General features: G+C 72.3%; 13 protein-coding genes. 7 read left to right on the top strand and 6 right to left on the bottom strand.

Annotation, left to right across the window (positions count from 1 at the left end; genetic code table 11):
- Together FXF51_RS04415 and FXF51_RS04410 are read right to left on the bottom strand one after the other, a co-directional pair.
- The gene (locus FXF51_RS04415; RefSeq protein WP_148432930.1) at positions 1–885 is read right to left on the bottom strand and encodes a carbohydrate ABC transporter permease; all 885 of its coding nucleotides are present in this window, start codon (positions 883–885) and stop codon (positions 1–3) included.
- On the bottom strand, positions 882–2,198 hold the full coding sequence (locus tag FXF51_RS04410; RefSeq protein WP_148432929.1) for an ABC transporter substrate-binding protein: 1,317 nt from the start codon (positions 2,196–2,198) through the stop codon (positions 882–884). The genes FXF51_RS04415 and FXF51_RS04410 overlap by 4 nt, the downstream gene beginning before the upstream one ends.
- A 182-nt stretch (positions 2,199–2,380) precedes the next feature.
- On the opposite strand from FXF51_RS04410, the gene FXF51_RS04405 reads away from it, so the two are divergent.
- The 7 genes from FXF51_RS04405 (at position 2,381) to FXF51_RS04375 (ending at position 9,994) form a co-directional block, all read left to right on the top strand.
- Positions 2,381–4,366 carry a beta-galactosidase gene (locus FXF51_RS04405; protein ID WP_148432928.1) on the top strand — a complete coding sequence of 662 codons (1,986 nt, stop codon included), beginning with the start codon at positions 2,381–2,383 and terminating at the stop codon, positions 4,364–4,366.
- Between the two features lie 8 nt (positions 4,367–4,374).
- Entirely contained in the window at positions 4,375–5,478 is a 1,104-nt protein-coding gene (locus FXF51_RS04400; protein WP_148432927.1) for an arabinogalactan endo-beta-1,4-galactanase, read from the top strand.
- 35 nt (positions 5,479–5,513) lie between these two features.
- Positions 5,514–5,996 (top strand): RrF2 family transcriptional regulator, encoded by a 483-nt coding sequence (locus FXF51_RS04395; protein WP_148432926.1) that lies wholly within the window; start codon positions 5,514–5,516, stop codon positions 5,994–5,996.
- Between the two features lie 98 nt (positions 5,997–6,094).
- Complete coding sequence (locus FXF51_RS04390) at positions 6,095–7,279, top strand: globin domain-containing protein (protein ID WP_148432925.1); 1,185 nt, start codon at positions 6,095–6,097, stop codon at positions 7,277–7,279.
- Positions 7,280–7,294: 15 nt separating this feature from the next.
- Entirely contained in the window at positions 7,295–7,930 is a 636-nt protein-coding gene (locus FXF51_RS04385; RefSeq protein ID WP_148432924.1) for a nitroreductase family protein, read from the top strand.
- A 104-nt stretch (positions 7,931–8,034) separates the two neighbouring features.
- Positions 8,035–9,078: a 5-methyltetrahydropteroyltriglutamate--homocysteine methyltransferase gene (locus FXF51_RS04380; RefSeq protein WP_148432923.1), complete on the top strand. Its 1,044-nt coding sequence runs from the start codon at positions 8,035–8,037 to the stop codon at positions 9,076–9,078.
- Positions 9,079–9,160: 82 nt separating this feature from the next.
- A complete protein-coding gene (locus FXF51_RS04375; protein ID WP_148432922.1) occupies positions 9,161–9,994 on the top strand; it encodes an SAM-dependent methyltransferase in 834 nt (277 codons plus the stop codon).
- Positions 9,995–10,003: 9 nt separating this feature from the next.
- Here FXF51_RS04375 and FXF51_RS04370 read toward each other — a convergent pair whose 3' ends face one another.
- From FXF51_RS04370 to FXF51_RS04355, 4 genes are read right to left on the bottom strand one after another with little or no spacing between them, the layout of a single operon-like run.
- On the bottom strand, positions 10,004–11,398 hold the full coding sequence (locus FXF51_RS04370) for a GH1 family beta-glucosidase (RefSeq protein WP_148432921.1): 1,395 nt from the start codon (positions 11,396–11,398) through the stop codon (positions 10,004–10,006).
- Position 11,399: 1 nt separating this feature from the next.
- On the bottom strand, positions 11,400–13,679 hold the full coding sequence (yicI, locus tag FXF51_RS04365) for an alpha-xylosidase (protein WP_148432920.1): 2,280 nt from the start codon (positions 13,677–13,679) through the stop codon (positions 11,400–11,402).
- Complete coding sequence (locus FXF51_RS04360; RefSeq protein WP_262379284.1) at positions 13,676–15,679, bottom strand: beta-galactosidase; 2,004 nt, start codon at positions 15,677–15,679, stop codon at positions 13,676–13,678. Before FXF51_RS04360 ends, yicI begins: the two co-directional genes overlap by 4 nt.
- A complete protein-coding gene (locus tag FXF51_RS04355) occupies positions 15,676–16,701 on the bottom strand; it encodes a LacI family DNA-binding transcriptional regulator (protein ID WP_148432919.1) in 1,026 nt (341 codons plus the stop codon). The genes FXF51_RS04360 and FXF51_RS04355 overlap by 4 nt, the downstream gene beginning before the upstream one ends.
- Positions 16,702–16,724 lie beyond the last annotated feature (23 nt).

The following is a 16,724-nucleotide window of genomic DNA, read 5'->3' as shown; positions in this document are numbered from 1 at the left end:
TCAGCCCTCTCTGAAGGCGTGGTTGCGTACCACGCGCAGGAATCCGAACGACAGGACGAGTGAGATCGCGGCGATGACGATCGAGGTGGCGGCGGCCGAGTACAGGTCGCCGGTGACGAACGCGTCGCGGTAGACCTTCATCAGCGGGCTCCACGTGGAGCTGATGGTGTTGGTCAGCGGGCGCAAGGTGGTGGGCTCGGTGAACACCTGGATCGTCGCGATGATGGAGAACACAGTGGTCAGGACGATCGCCGGAGCCAAGATGGGGATCTTCACCCGGACGGCGATCTGGAACTCCGAGGCGCCGTCGAGCCGCGCGGCCTCGTACAGGTCGCGGGGGATGGCCCGCAGCGTGGTGTAGAGCACGAGCATGTTGAAGCCGACCCCGCCCCACACCGCCACGTTCGCCATGGAGTACGTGACGGTGGTGGCCCCGAGGAAGTCGACGTCCAGGACGTCCCTGATCGGGCTGAGCGAGGGCAGGTAGAGGAAGCCCCACAGCAGGGTGGCCGCCACGCCGGGCACCGCGTACGGCAGGAAGATCGCGATCCGCGAGAAGCGGGCCAGCCGCACCCGCGCCGAGTCGAGCATCAGCGCGAACAGCAAGGCCAGCCCGAGCATGACGACCAGCACCAGCGCCCCGTACCCGAGCACGCGCAGCCAGCCGCTCCACAGCTCGGCGTCGGCCAGGGCGGCGGCGAAGTTGTCGAACCCGACGTAGACCTCCCGCCGCGCGCCCTTGCCCAGCCCGAGACCCGACACCTTGGTACGGCGCATCGCCAGGTAGACGGTGTAGCCGATGGGCACCGCGAGGAACAGCGTGAAGAGCACGATCGCGGGGCTCAGGAACAGGTACGGCCACATTCCCCGCTGCGAGGGCTTCATGAGGCGATCGTGAAGCCGGACTTGCGCATGTCGGCGACGGTGGCGTCCTGCATGCCCTGCACGGCGTCGGTGAACGGGGTCTTGTCCTGCAGCGCCTTGTCGAAGCCGTCCTTGAAGGCGTTGTAGGTGACGCCGACGTTCGGGCCGAAGGTGAAGCCGCGGGCGCCGGCGGAGACGGCGGCGGCCTGCTGCCAGAAGTCGGGCTGGTTGGCGAAGTACTCGGGCGGCGCGCCGAGCGCCGACTGGGCCTTGGTGGCGGCCGGGTAGATGGCGGCCTCCTTGACCAGCAGGCCGGTGGCGGCGGGGTCGGTGTTGAGCCAGGTGGCGAACTGGGCGGCGGCGGCCTTGTTCGGCGTCTTGGCGGACACGGCGGTGGACGAGCCGCCCCAGAACCCGCTGTAGTTCTCGCCGGCGTTCCACTGCGGCAGCGGCGCGACGGCCCACTTGCCCTTGGCCTTGGGCGCGTTGCTGGACAGCACGCCGGGCGCCCACACCGCGGACGGCCAGGTCAGCAGCTTGCCGTCGTTGAGCGCCTTGTTCCATTCGGGGGTGAAGTACGGCATGTCGTCGATGGCGCCCTCCTTGACGAGGGTGTCCCAGTAGTCGGCGACCTTCTTGGTGGGCTCGTCGGCGATGTTCACCTTCCACGACTCGCCGCTGATCGCCCACCACTGCGCGCCGGCCTGCTGGGCGAGGCCTGTGAACGCTCCCGGGTCCTTGCTGGAGAACGTGCCGAGGTAGGCCTTCGGGTCCTTCTTCCTGAGGGTGCGGGCCGCCTCGCCGTACTCCTGCCAGGTCTTGGGGACGGCGATGCCGTGCTTGTCGAACAGGTCCTGGCGGTAGAAGAGCATCATCGGGCCGCTGTCCTGCGGGATGCCGTAGACGGCCTCGGTGCCGAGCGTCACCAGACCCCACAGGCCCTCGGAGAACTCGCCCTTGATCGAGGCCGTCTCGGCCTTCAGGTCGGCGACCGCGTCGGCGGCGATGAACGAGGGCAGGTGCTGGTATTCGGCCTGGACCAGGTCCGGAGGGTTGCCGGCCTTGGCCGCGGTGAGGAATTTGGCGGCGGCGTCGTCGCCGCCGGCCTGCTTGCTGACCGTCACCTGGATGTCGGGGTGCGCCTTGTTCCAGACCTCGACGATCTTGTCCATGTTGGGGGCCCAGGTCCAGTACGTGAGCTTGACGGGGCCCTGCGGCGAGGCGGGCCGGCTCTGCGCCGCCTCGGGGCTCTGGGCTGGCTCGCCGGAGCCGCAGCTCGCGAGGGTGGCCGTGAGTGCGACGGCCAGGGCTGCTCCAAGGCGGTTGGCGCGCATTGCGTACCTCCAGGGGGGTTCTGTGAACGTGCACAGAGTGGAACAGCGTCGAAACAGCCGTCAAGGGGTCGTTACGTTCTCGTTAATGTCCTGCAAGAGCATGAAATTTGGCAATAACTGTTCCCTAGTGGCTGCCGTGAGGCTTACTGTGCACGTTCACAGAAGCTTTTCAAGGGGGATGGATGTATCCGGAGCGTCCTGCCGGGATCGCCTATGGCGGCGACTACAACCCGGAGCAGTGGCCGCGCGAGGTCCTGGAAGAGGACGTGGCGCTCATGCGCGAGGCCGGGGTGAACCTGGTCAGCCTGGGCCTGTTCTCGTGGGCGCTGATGGAGCCGGCGGAGGGGCGTTTCACGTTCGGCTGGCTGGACGAGATCATCGACCGGCTGCACGCGGGCGGCGTCGCGGTGGACCTGGCCACGCCGACCGCCGCCCCGCCCGCCTGGTTCGTGGCCCGCCATCCCGACGTGCTGCCGGTGACCAGGGAGGGCGTGCGGATCGGGTTCGGCGGCAGGCAGAGCGCCTGCTCCAGCGCCCCGGCCTTCCGCGAGGCGACCGCGCGGCTGGTGCGGGCGCTGGGCGAGCACTACAGGGGCCATCCCGCCGTGGTCATGTGGCACGTGCACAACGAGTACGGCGCGCCGCTCGGCGAGTGCTACTGCGAGCACAGCGTGGCGGCCTGGCGCACCTGGCTCCGCCAGACATATCGTGATATTTCCGCTTTGAACGACGCCTGGGGCGCCACGTTCTGGGGCCAGACCTACACCGACTGGTCCGAGATCGACGCTCCCCGCGCCAACCACACCGCCGTCAACCCCGCCCAGCGCCTCGACTACGCCCGCTTCAGCGACGGCCAGCACCGCGAGCACTACGCGTTGCAACGCGACATCCTGCGCGAGCTGACCCCCGGCATCCCGGTCACCACGAACTTCGCGGGCACCGTCAACTGCAAGTCCACCGACCTGTGGCAGTGGGCCCGCGAGCTGGACGTGGTCGCCAACGACCACTACCTCCAGGCCGAGCGGCCCGACAACCACATCGACCTGGCCATGTCCGCCGATCTGGCGCGGTCGGTGGCGGGCGGCGCGCCGTGGATGCTGATGGAGCACTCGGCGGGCGCGGTCAACTGGCAGCCGCGCAACCTGGCCAAGCGCCCGGGGGAGATGCGCCGCAACAGCCTCGCGCACGTCGCCAGGGGCTCGGACAGCGTGCTGTTCTTCCAGTTCAGGGCCTCGCGGTTCGGCGCGGAGAAGTTCCACTCCGGGATGGTGCCGCACGCCGGGACCGGCTCCGAGCAGTGGCGCGAGGTGGTGCGGCTCGGCGCCGACCTGCGCAGGCTCGCCGATCTGCGGGGCAGCCGGGTGCGGGCGGAGGTGGCGATCGCCTGGGACTGGGAGTCGTACTGGGCGCTGGAGCTGGACTGGCGGCCGTCGGTGGACCTGACGTTCAGGGAGCGGGTGGACGCCTTCTACGAGGCGCTGTGGCGGGAGCACGTCACGGTGGACTTCGTCCACCCTTCCGCCGATATTTCGGGGTATCGGGTGGTGGTGGCGCCCAGCTCGTACCTGCTGACCGAGGCGTCCGCCAAGAACCTGCACCGGTACGTCGAAGCGGGCGGCCACCTGCTCGTGTCGTACTTCTCCGGCATCGTGGACGAGCACGACACCATCCACCCGGGCGCCCACCCCGGCGCACTGCGCGAGCTGCTCGGCCTGTCGATCGAGGAGTTCCACCCGCTGCCCGAGCACGCGACGGTGACGCTGACCGGGGGAGAGGTGGCCCGCGTCTGGTCGGAGCGGGTCCGCCCGGCGGCCGCCGTCACGGTCAGGCGGTTCGCCGAGGGGCCCGACGCGGGGCATCCCGCCGTCACCCGCCACGACCTCGGCGCCGGCGCCGCCTGGTACCTGGCCACCGCCCCCGTCACCGGCCTGCGCGAGCTGCTCGGCCAGGTGCTCGACCACGCGGGCGTGTCCCGCCCGCACGGCCTGCCCGACACCCTCGAACGGGTGCGCAGGGGCGGCCACGTCTTCCTCATCAACCACGGCGACCAGCCGGTGACGGTCGAGGGGGTGAGCGGCGTGAGCGTGTTCGACGGCGTGCGGCACGACGGGCCGGTCACCGTCCCGGCCGGAGCGGTCGTGGTCGTCGCGGAAACCCCCCAACCCTAGGGAGACCGATGAAACGCATCATCCTCACCACGCTGCTGTTACTCACGGCCCTCGCCGCCCCCGCGCACGCGCAAGCTGGCCCGGGCCGCCTCCAGATCAGGGGCGCGGACGTCTCCAGCCTCGCCAAGTCCGAGGCTCTCGGCGGCGTCTACCGCGACACCCGCGGCCGCAGGGGCGACGCGCTGGCCATCCTGTCCCAGGCCGGGCTCAACTACATGCGGCTCAAGGTCTGGGTGAACCCGGCCGACGGCTACAACACCAAGGCGCGGGTGCTTCCGGTGGCCAAACGGGTCAAGGCGCTCGGCATGGGCCTGCTCATCGACTTCCACTACTCCGACACCTGGGCCGACCCGGGCAAGCAGTTCAAGCCCGCCGCGTGGGAGGCGCTGCCGTTCGCGCAGCTGCGGCAGGCCGTGTACGACCACACCTACGACGTGCTCGACGCGCTGCGCGACCAGGGCACCACGGCCGACATGGTGCAGGTCGGCAACGAGATCAACGGCGGCCTGCTCTGGCCGGACGGCTCCAACTCCAACTGGGCGAACACGGCGGCGCTGCTGAACGCCGGGTACGACGCGGTCAAGGCGGTCTCCGGCTCGACCCGGGTGGTGCTGCACCTGGCCAACGGCGGCGACAACGGCCTGTACCGGTGGTGGTTCGACAACGCGAACGCCAACGGCATCCGCTACGACGTGATCGGCCTGTCGTACTACTCCTACTGGCACGGCACACTGGCGGCCTTCCAGTCCAACCTCAACGACGTCGCCGCCAGGTACGGCAAGCCCGTGGTCGTGGTGGAGACCGCGCACCCGTTCACCACGGCCGACGACGACGGCTGGCCGAACATCATCACCGCCGCGGAGCCGTATCCCGGCTACCCCGCCACGCCGCAGGGGCAGTCGGCGATGCTCGCCAAGGTGGCCGAGATCGTCCGCGCGGTGCCGAACGGGCGCGGTCTGGGCCTGTTCACCTGGGAGGCGACCTGGACAGGCGTGCGGGGCAACGGCTGGGACCCGGCCGACCCGTCGTCGGGCAACGGCTGGGAGAACCAGGCCCTGTTCGACTACAACGACCGCGCGCTCCCGGCGATGGCGGTGCTGGGCCGGCTCTGACCTGGTGACCGGCGGGCAGCGCCTACCGTAGAGGCATGCGGCTGACCGCCTTCACCGACATCGCGTTGCGCATCGTCATGCGCCTGGCCGTGGCGCGGCCGGACGACCTGCTCACCACCCGCGCCGCGGCCGGGATGCTCGACGTCCCCTACACGCACGCGGCCAAGGCCGTCGCCCGGCTGAGCGAGCTGGGCGTGGTGGAGGCCAGGCGCGGGCGGGGCGGCGGGCTGCAGCTCACCGCGGCCGGGCGCGCCGCGAGCGTCGGCGCGCTGGTGCGGGAGCTGGAGGGCGCGGGCGACGTGGTGGGCTGCGAGGACGACCCGCCCTGCCCGCTGCGGGCGGCCTGCCGGTTGCGGGGCGCGCTGCGCCAGGCGCAGGAGGCGTTCTACGCCTCGCTCGACGGGGTCACGGTCGCCTCGCTGGTGGACGCGCCGACCGGGCCCGTGCTGCTGTCGTTGACGCCCCCCGGGAACAGGACCGGCGACCCCGGAAACAGGACCGGCAACCCTGGAATTTAATATGAATCTCAGATGCTTATTTAAGTGTCCGGGATCCGCGCCGCCGTCCGCGCCGTATGACTCCCAGACACCCTGATGACCTGTCTGGAGGTTCCCCCATGCTGTCCGCCAAGGCCGCCGAGCTCGTACGGGCCACCCTTCCCGCCGTCGGAGCCGAGCTGGAGACGATCACGGCGCGGTTCTACGACACGATGTTCGCCGACCACCCCGAGTTGCTCGACGGGCTGTTCAACCGCGGCAACCAGCGCAGCGGCGAGCAGCGCAAGGCGCTGGCGGGCGCCGTCGCGGCCTTCGCGGGCGCGCTGCTGAACAACCCCGGCGAGCGCCCCGACGCGCTGCTGGCGCGCATCGCGCACAAGCACGCCGCCGTCGGCGTCACCGACGACCAGTACGTGATCGTGCACAAGTACCTGTTCGGCGCCATCGCCGAGGTGCTCGGCGAGGCCGTCACGCCCGAGGTCGCGGCGGCATGGGACGAGGTCTACTGGCTGATGGCCGGCGCGCTGATCGCCATGGAGGCGCGCATCTACGCCGAGGCGGGCGCGCTCGACGGCGCGACCTGGCGGCCCTGGCAGGTGGTCGAGCGGCACGAGGAGACCGCGGACGCGATGTCGCTGGTGCTGCGCCCCGTCGGCGACGACCCCGTGCCGCCGGCCCGCCCCGGCCAGTACGTCAGCGTCCGCGTGACCATGCCCGACGGCGTGCGCCAGCTCCGCCAGTACTCGGTGTCCGGCCACGGCGCCGACGGGCACCGCAGCATCACGGTCAAGCGGGTGCGCGCCGGCGAGCGGCCTGAGGGCGAGGTGTCCACGCTGCTGCACGCCACCGTGCGGGAGGGCGACGAGCTGACCCTGTCCGCGCCGTTCGGCGACGTCGCGCTGGAGGACGGCGACGCGCCGCTCGTCCTGGTCTCGGCGGGCATCGGCTGCACCCCGATCGCCGCGATGCTGCGCCACCTGGCCGACACCGGCTCCGGGCGCCGGGTGCTGGTGCTGCACGCGGACCGCTCCGCGGCCGACCACGCGCTGCGCGAGCGGATGGAGCGCCTCACCGACGCCCTGCCCGGCGGGGAGCGCCTCTTCTGGTACGAGAGCGGCGAGGGCGACCGCGCCGGGCGCATGGACCTGGCGGGGGTCGAGATCCCCGAGGGCGCGGTCGTCTACATGTGCGGGCCTGTCGGGTTCATGCGGGCCGCGCGTGCCGGGCTGATCGGGGCCGGGGTCGCGCCGCGCGACATCCACTACGAGGTGTTCGGCCCGGACCTGTGGCTCGGCGCCGCCTGAGGGCATGATGGCCGCATGACGATCTCAGCGGACGAGCTGCTCACCACGACGCGCAGCGTACGCAAGCGACTCGACCTCACCCGTCCCGTCCCCATGGAGCTGATCAGGGAGTGCCTGGAGATCGCCCTCCAGGCGCCCAGCGGCGGCAACGCCCAGTCCTGGCACTGGATCGTGGTCACCGACCCCGGCAAGCGCAAGGCGATCGGCGACTACTACGCGCGCTCGTGGAACACCTACTACGGCTCGGGCGGCTCCGCCAGGCAGCTGTTCAAGGACGACCCGGAGCGCGCGGCCACCCAGCAGCGGGTCTCCGACAGCGCCGCGTACCTGGCCGAGCACCTCGGCGACGTGCCGGTGCACGTCATCGGCTGCATGGCCGTGCCGGGGCTGCCCGAGGGCAACCAGGCCGGGATGTGGGGGTCGCTGCTGCCGGCCGCGTGGAGCTTCATGCTGGCCGCCCGCGCGCGGGGGCTGGGCTCGGCGTGGACGTCGCTGCACCTGGCTTACGAGAGCGAGGTGGCCGAGCTGCTCGGGCTGCCCGCGAACGTCAGGCAGGGCGTGCTGCTGCCCACCGCGTACTACACCGGCGAGACCTTCAAGCCGGCCAAGCGGCAGCCGCTGGACGAGGTGCTGCACGTCGACGGCTGGTAACCCGCGCAGGGCGACGGCTGGCAACCCCCCGCACGCCGACGGCTGGTAACCCGCGCACGACGCGCGCACAGTGGAGGTCACGACCGACGTGAGGGAGGGCCCCCGTGATCTCCTTGCCGCTGCTGCCTACGTCGCTGGTCGGGAGCTACGCCCAGCCGGACTGGCTGATCGACCGGGCCAGGCTGGCCGGGCGGTTCCCGCCGCGCGTGCGGGCCAGGGAGCTGTGGCGGATCCCGCCGGAGCTGCTCGGCCAGGCCCAGGACGACGCCACCGAGCTGGCGATCAGGGCGCAGGAGCGGGCCGGGCTGGACATCGTCACCGACGGCGAGATCCGCCGCGAGAGCTACTCCAACCACTTCGCCACCGCCCTGGAAGGCATCGACCTGGACAACCCGGGCACCGCCCTGGACCGCAGCGGCCATCCGAACCCGGTGCCGCGCATCGTCGGCCCCATCCGGCGGGCCCGGCCCGTCGAGGTGGACGACCTGCTGTTCCTGCGCGCGCACACCGGCCGCGTGGTGAAGATGACGGTGCCGGGGCCGTTCACGATGAGCCAGCAGGCGCAGAACGACTTCTACCCCGACGCCGAGGCCGCCGCCATGGACTACGCGGCCGCCGTCAACGCCGAGATCCGCGACCTGTTCGCCGCCGGGGCCGACATCGTGCAGCTCGACGAGCCGTACATGCAGGCCAGGCCGGACGCGGCGCGCGCGTACGGGCTGGCCGCGCTGAACGCCGCGCTCGACGGGATCACCGGCACGACGGCGGTGCACATCTGCTTCGGGTACGCGGCGATCATCCACGAGCGGCCGGAGGCGTACTCGTTCCTGCCGGAGCTGGCCGGGTGCCCGGTGCGGCAGGTGTCGATCGAGACCGCGCAGTCGGGGCTGGACCTCGGGGTGCTGTCCGACCTGAAGGACAAGACGGTCGTGCTCGGCGTGATCGACCTGTCCACGCCCGAGGTGGAGCCCGTGGAGGTGGTGGCGGGGCGGGTGCGCGGGGCGTTCGAGCGGGTGCCGCCCGAGCGGATCGTCATCGCCACCGACTGCGGGATGAAGTACCTGCCCAGGCGCTCGGCGGAGGGCAAGATGCGGGCCATGGCGGGCGCCGCCCGCCTGCTGCGGGAGGAACTGGTCGGAAAACCTTAAATCCTCCTGAAGTTCACGCCCGGACCTGGTGCTCCGCCTTAGGATCATCGCGCTGACCCCCTGATCCAGCGAGGAGCCCGAAGTGCCCGGAAGCGAGCAGGAAAGCGCGCCCAGCGGGATAGACACCAGCAAGCCGAGCGTCGCCCGCGTCTACGACTACATGCTCGGCGGGAAGGACAACTACGAGGTCGACCGCCACGTGGCGCAGGCGGCGCTGCGGATCGCGCCGGACGCGCCGGAGGCCGCCCAGGCCAACCGCGAGTTCCTCCGCCGCACGGTGCGCTACCTGGCCGCCGACGCGGGCATCCGCCAGTTCCTGGACATCGGCTCCGGCCTGCCCACGCAGGGCAACGTGCACGAGGTCGCCCAGTCCGTCACGCCGGGCGCGCACGTCGTCTACGTCGATCACGACCCCATCGTGCTCGCCCACGGCCGCGCCCTGCTGGCCGTGGACGAGACCACCACGATCGTCGACGCCGACGCCCGCGAGCCCGAGAAGATCCTCGACGACCCGCGCACCCGCGCCCTCATCGACTTCGCCGAGCCGGTCGGGCTGCTGCTGTTCGGCCTCCTGCACCACCTCAAGGACGAGGAGGACCCGGCCGGCATCGCCGCCCGGCTCATCCGGCCGCTGCCCTCCGGCAGCCACGTGGTGATCTCGCACTTCCACAACCCGATGGGGGCCCACCCCGAGGTGTCGGAGCAGGCCTTCACGGCGGAGAAGCTCTTCAACGAGCACCTCGGCACCGGCCGGTGGCGCACCCGCGAGGAGATCCTCGCCTACTTCGACGGGCTGGAGCTGGTGGAGCCCGGCCTGGTGCCGCTCCCGGAATGGCGTCCCGAGACGGGGGACCACCAGGCCGCGCCCGGCATCACGTACCACACCTTCGTCGGCGGCGTGGCACGCAAGCCGTAGCCGACCGAGTCAGGCCACCGGCAGCTTGCCGGTGGCGACCACGTCGCGGTACCAGTGGGCGCTGTCCTTCCAGGTGCGGGCCATCGTCTCGCGGTCCACGCGGACGATGCCGAACCGCTTGGCGTAGCCGTGCGCCCACTCGAAGTTGTCCATCAGCGACCACACGAAGTAGCCGCGCACGTCCGCGCCGCCCGCGATGGCCTCGCTGACCGCCGTCAGGTGGCGGTGCAGGTAGTCGACGCGGTCGGCGTCGTGCACGACCCCGTCGGCGGAGACCGGGTCGGGGAACGCGGCGCCGTTCTCCGTGATCATCGTCGGCATGTCGGGGTAGTCGCGGTGCAGGCGCAGCAGCAGCTCGGTCAGGCCGGTCTCGTCGATGTTCCAGCCCATCTCGGTGTACGGGCCCGGCTGCTTGACGAACTCGATGTCCTCGCAGGCGATCCAGGGCGAGGCGGCCCCGTCCTGGTGCCCGTCGGCGGTCTCCTTGGAACTGGCGCCGTCCCACTGACGGACCAGGGTCGGGTTGTAGTAGTTGACGCCGAGCACGTCCAGCGGCTGGCAGGCGGCGGCCTCGTCGCCGTCGCGGACGAACGACCAGTCGGTCACCTTCGCCGTGTCGGCGATCAGGTCGCGCGGGTAGGCGCCCTCCAGCATCGGGCCGAGGAAGGCCCGGTTGGACAGCGCGTCCGCGCGCCGCACCGCGTCGGCGTCGCGCTCGGACACGCCGCGCACGTGGTGCAGGTTGAGCGTGACCGACATCTGCGCGCCCCTGGCGGCGGTCGAGCGCAGCGCCTGCACGGCCAGGCCGTGCCCCAGGTTCAGGTGGTGCACGGCGGCCAGCGCGGCGGCGGGGTCGGTACGCGCCGGGGCGTGCACGCCGGAGGCGTAGCCCAGGTAGGCCGAGCACCACGGCTCGTTCAGCGTGATCCAGGTGCGGACCCGGTCGCCCAGCGCCTCGCCCATGAGCCGGGCGTACTCGGCGAAGCGCAGCGCCGTCTCGCGCTCCGGCCAGCCGCCCGCGTCCTCCAGCTCCTGCGGCAGGTCCCAGTGGTAGAGCGTGGCCACCGGCGCGATGTCCCTGGCCAGCAACCCGTCCACCAGGCGGTTGTAGAAGTCCACGCCCGGCTGGTTCAGCTCGCCGCGCCCGCCCGGCTGCACGCGCGGCCAGGAGATGGAGAAGCGGTACGCGCCGACGCCCAGCCCGGCCAGGATGTCGAGGTCCTCCTCCAGGCGGTGGTAGTGGTCGCAGGCCACGTCGCCCGTGTCGCCGTTCGCCACGAGGCCGGGCGTGTGGGAGAAGGTGTCCCAGATCGACGGGCCGCGGCCGTCCTCGTTCCAGGCTCCCTCGACCTGGTAGGCGGCGGTGGCGGTGCCCCACAGGAAGTTCTCGGGGAAGGCAGGCATGTCACTCCTTGACGCTGAGCGTGATCTCGATGTGGTCGGTGTCGGGGGACGCGGCGGCGTGCGCCGGCGCGTGCCGGAGGCTCCAGGGGGCCGGTGCGCCGCCGGCCCGGCGGGCGCTCAGCCGGTCGCCCCGGCGGGACACCTCGAAGACGGCCGCGGGGCCGCCGTCGAGCGCGGGGACGGTGACGGTGCGGGTGGCGCCGTCGTCGAGGTGGTAGGCGTCGAGGGTGACGCCGTCGGCGTAGTCGTAGTCGGGCCGGTCGTCGCGGGCGCCGGTCGCGAGCACCGCGCCCGGCCGCACCAGCAGCGGCAGGCTGCCGAACCCGTGCCGCTCGGTACGCCAGCCGGGCCCGCTGACGGTCCCGCCGTCGAGCAGCCGGGTCCACACCCCCTCGGGCACGTAGTACGAGACCTCCCCGTCCGCCGACAGCACGGGGGCCACCAGCAGGTCGGGGCCCAGCATGTACTGGGCGTCCAGGTGGTCGCAGGCCCGGTCACCGGGGAACTCCAGGTGCATGGCCCGCATCATCGGCAGTCCCTCGGCCGCGGCCTGCACGGCGGCCCCGTACAGGTACGGCATCAGCCGCGCCTTGAGTTTCGTGAAGGCCCGCAGCACGTCCACGGATTCCTCGTCGAACAGCCACGGCACCCGGTAGGAGCCGCTGCCGTGCAGCCGGCTGTGCGACGACAGCAGCCCGAAGGCCACCCACCGCTTGAACACGGCCGGATCCGGCCGCCCCTCGAAGCCGCCGATGTCGTGGCTCCAGAACCCGAACCCGCCCATGCCGAGCGACAGCCCGCCGCGCAGCGACTCGGCCATCGCCTCGAACGTCGACTCGCAGTCGCCGCCCCAGTGCACCGGCAGCCGCTGCCCGCCGACCGTGGCCGAACGGGCGAACAGCACCACCTCGCCCGGCCCGCGCCGCTCGGCCAGCACGTCGTGCACGGTCTGGTTGTACAGGAGGCTGTAGTAGTTGTGCATCCGCTCGGGGTCGGAGCCGTCGGCGTAGGCCACGTCCGTGGGGATGCGCTCGCCGAAGTCGGTCTTGAACGCGTCCACCCCCATGTCGAGCAGCTCGCGCAGCTTGCCCGCGTACCACTCTCGGGCGGCGGGCGAGGTGAAGTCCACCAGCGCGCGCCCGGCCTGCCAGTGATCGTCCTGCCAGACCGTCCCGTCGGGCCTGCGCAGCAGATGCCCGGCCGCCGCGCCCTCCTCGAACAGCTCCGACGCCTGCCCGATGTACGGGTTGATCCACAGGCACACCCGCAGGCCGCGCTCCTTCAACCGGCGCAGCATGCCCTCGGGGTCGGGGAACACCTCCGGGTCCCACGCGAAGTCGCACCACCGGAACCGCCGCATCCAGAAGCAGTCGAAGTGGAAGACGCTCAGCGGCAGGTCCCGCTCGGCCATCCCGTCCACGAACGACGTCACCGTCGCCTCGTCGTAGTCCGTGGTGAACGAGGTGGACAGCCACAGCCCGAACGACCAGGCGGGCGGCAGCGCCGGGCGGCCGGTCAGCGCCGTGTAGCGGCGCAGGATGTCCGCGGGCGACGGACCGTGGATGATCAGGTACTCCAGGTCGTGCCCCTCGGCGCTGAACTGCACCCGCGACACCGTCTCCGAGCCGACCTCGAACGACACCCGGCCCGGATGGTTGACGAACACCCCGTAACCCCGGTTCGTGAGGTAGAAGGGCACGTTCTTGTAGGCGATCTCGCTGCTGGTGCCGCCGTCCTCGTTCCAGACGTCCACGGACTGGCCGTTGCGGACGAGGGGGCCGAAGCGCTCGCCGAGGCCGTACACCAGCTCGCCCACGCTCAGGCGGAGCTGCTCGACCATGAAGTGCCGCTCATCGGGGTCGCGCATCGCGCCCAGGCTCTTGCCGGCGCTGCGGGTCAGCTCCCGCCCGCCCGCGCTGAACGTCATCTCCCACGGCGCGTCCCTGCGCACCCGGACGGTGAGGTCGCCGCTGGTCAGGGCGGCCTCCCCGGCGTCCACGGCGATCTTCACCTCCGGCCGGTCGTCGCGCACGGCGAAGGCGGGGGAGGCCGGCACGGACCCGGCGAAGTGCACCGTGCGGACGCGGATCACGTCCGGCATCGGCGAGGACAGGTCCACCCGCAGGACCGGCCCGTCGATGGTGTCGCCGCGGCGGCTGATCTCCCGCGTCGGCGCGAGGACGCGCAGCGAGCCGTCCCGCGCGGTCACGTCGTACGCGGCGGCGGCGTAGTCGCCGCGCACGCCCGGACGCATCCGCCAGTAGCCGTCCTTGAACTTCATGCCGGGACGACCTCCGGGCGCAGGGCGACGACGGCGCGCGGCGCCAGCGTGACGTGACCCTCGGCGGGCGAGCCGGTCAGCAGGTCCACCCCCGGCTCGGGGATCGGCACGCGGACCGTGGCGGCGCCGTGGTTGAGCAGGAACAGCACCTCGCCGCGGCGCACCGCCTCGACGCCCTGCGGCAGGTCGGGCAGCACGCCGCGCACGCCCGCGTCGGCCAGCGCCCGCCCGGCCAGCGCGGACAGCGCGGCGGGCTCGGGCATCGTGCCCACGTACCAGGCGACGCCCTCCCCGGACGGGTGGCGCAGGATCGCCGGCCGCCCGGCCAGGTCGCCCTCGGCGAACTCGGCCACCACCTCGGCGCCCTCCGCCTGCAACAGCTCGGTCCAGCTCTCCGCCGCGAACCCCGCCCCGCCCTGCCACGCGCACGCGACGGGCCCCGCCACCGGCTGCCACTCCTCGCCGGAGGCGCCCAGCACCTCGCGCAGCGGCGCAGGGAACCTGCCGGTCCGCACGTGCGCGTTCGGGTCCACCACGCCCGAGAACGGGCCGACCACCAGCACGCCGCCGCCGTTCACGTACGCCGTCAGCGCCGCCGCGTGCTCGTCGCTCACCAGGAACAGGTTCGGCACCACGACCAGCGCGTACGCCGACAGGTCCGCGCCGGGCGGCACCACGTCCACGCTCACCCCGCGCTCGAAGAACGGCACGTAGTAGCTGAGGAGCTGGTCCACCGCGTTGAGCCGGTCGCTGGGCCGTCCGCGCTCCTCCAGCGCCCACCAGCTCTCCCAGCCGAACACCATCGCCACCCGAGCGGGCACCGGCTCGCCCGCCACCCCGGCGAGCGTGCGCAGCTCCTGCCCGTGCTCGCGCACCGCGGCGTGCAGCCGCGTGTCCGCGCCCGCGTGCGGCACCATCGCGGCGTGGAAGCGCTCGGCGCCGAACCGGGAGGCCCGCCACTGGAAGTAGCACAAGCCGTCCGCGCCGCGCGCGACCGCCTGCAGCGACTCCAGCCGGAACTGGCCGGGCGGCTTGGGCAGGTTGTGCTCGCGCCAGTTGACGGCGCTGGTGGCCTGCTCCATCAGCAGCCACGGCCGCCCGCCGGCCAGGCCGCGCATCAGGTCATGGGTCAGGGCCGTCCTGGCCGGGGTGAGCGGGTTGCCCGGCTCCGGGTAGCAGTCGTTGGAGACGACGTCCTGCTCGCCGGCGAACGACCAGTAGTCCACCCGCTTGAAGAAGCCCATGAAGTTGGTGGTGACCGGCACGTCCGGGGTGCGGGCGCGCAGGATGTCGCGCTGCTCGCGGAAGTGGCCGAGCAGCTCGCCCGAGCAGAAGCGCCACCAGTCGAGGCGCTGGGTGGGGTTGATGATGTACGGGGCGCGGCGCGGCGGCACGACCTCGGCCCAGTCGCTGTAGCCCTGGCTCCAGAACGTGGTGCCCCACGCCTCGTTGAGCGCGGCCAGGTCGCCGTAGCGGTCACGCAGCCAGGCGCGGAACGCCGCCGCGGACTCGTCGCAGTGGCAGACCTCGCCGTACTCGTTGCCCACGTGCCACATGGCCAGCGCCGGATGGCCGGCGTACCGTTCGGCCAGCGCGGTCGTGATCGACTGGGAGCGCTCCCGATACAGGGCCGAAGAAGGGCAGAACTGGTTGCGGGAGCCGTACCAGAGCCGGTGCCCGCCCTCGTCCACCGGCAGGGTCTGCGGCCAGCGGTGCCCCAGCCACGGCGGCGGCGAGGCCGTCGGGATCGCCAGGTCCACCGCGATGCCGTGCCCGCCCATCAGGTCGAGCACCCGGTCCAGCCAGCCGAAGTCGTACCTGCCCGGCTCCGGCTCCAGCCGCGCCCAGCTGAACACGCCGACCGTCACCAGGTTGACCCCGGCGTCCCGCATCAGCTTCGCGTCCTGCTCCCACACCTCCTCCGGCCACTGCTCCGGGTTGTAGTCCCCGCCGAACAGCAGCCCACGGCCCTCGGTCACCGTGTGCATCCCGAGTGTCAAGATCCGCCCCCTTCACGCGGTGGCGCGGAGCTGTCCCCGACCACCAGACGGCAGGGCACGAGCCGCTGTCGCGGCGGCCCGTCACCCTGCAACCGGTCAATGAGCATGCGGGCGCCGAGCCGGCCCAGCTCCGTGCTGGGCGGTTCCAGCGTCGTGAGCCTGGGATGGAACATCTCGGCCACCCGCGCCGACGACAGCACCAGCAGCAGCGTCAGGTCCTCAGGTATGCGCAGGCCGCGCCGCGCCACGGCGGTGATCACGCCGACCGCCGCGCGGTCGTCCATCACGGCCAGCGCCGTCACGTCCGGATGGGCGTCGAGCAGGTCCTCGAACGCCTTGCCGCCCTCCTCGGCCGAGCCGGGGCGGAAACCGGCCACGTAGGCCAGCCCCCGGTCCTGCGCGGCCCGGGCGAACTCCTCGCCTGCGCGGACGGCGGGGCCGTACCTGGCCGGGTGCCCGTCCTCGGCCAGGTTGAACAGGGCCAGCTTGCGATGCCCCAGCCCGGCCACGTGCGCCAGGGCGTCCCTGGCGGTGGCGGCGAAGTCGATGTCGGCGTAGTCGATCGTGCCGGGCTCCCGCGTCCGCCCGATCATCGCGAACGGCACCCCGGCCTCCGCCAGAAAGCGCGGGCGCTCGTCGTCCAGCCCCACCTCCATCAGCAGCACCCCGTCCACCAGCCCCAGGCCGGTGATGTGCCGCAACTCCTCGATGGGGCCGGCGCTCTCGGGGGACAGCAGCAGGTGATACCCCAGCTCGCTGGCCGCCTCGGCGGCGCCGGTCGCGAACTGCATCTCGGTCAGCCCGAAACCGCTGCGCGGCGCGGGGAACAGCAGGGCCAGGATGCGGGTGCGCTTGCTCTGCAGGCCCCGGGCCAGCAGGTTGGGCCGGTAACCCAGCTCGGCCGCCGCCCGCTCGACCCGCCGCCTGGTCGCCGCCGCCACCGGACGGGTGCCGTTGAGCGCGGCGGACGCGGTGCTCACGGCCACCCGGGCGCGCTCGGCCACGTCACGCAGAGAGGTCATGGTGCTCCGGGGACCGTTGTGGC

This window comes from Nonomuraea sp. PA05 (genome assembly GCF_008086045.1).
Classification (GTDB): Bacteria; Actinomycetota; Actinomycetes; order Streptosporangiales; family Streptosporangiaceae; genus Nonomuraea; species Nonomuraea monospora.
Note: the sequence above shows the minus strand (reverse complement) of the source record. Positions and strands in the feature narration are given on the sequence as shown.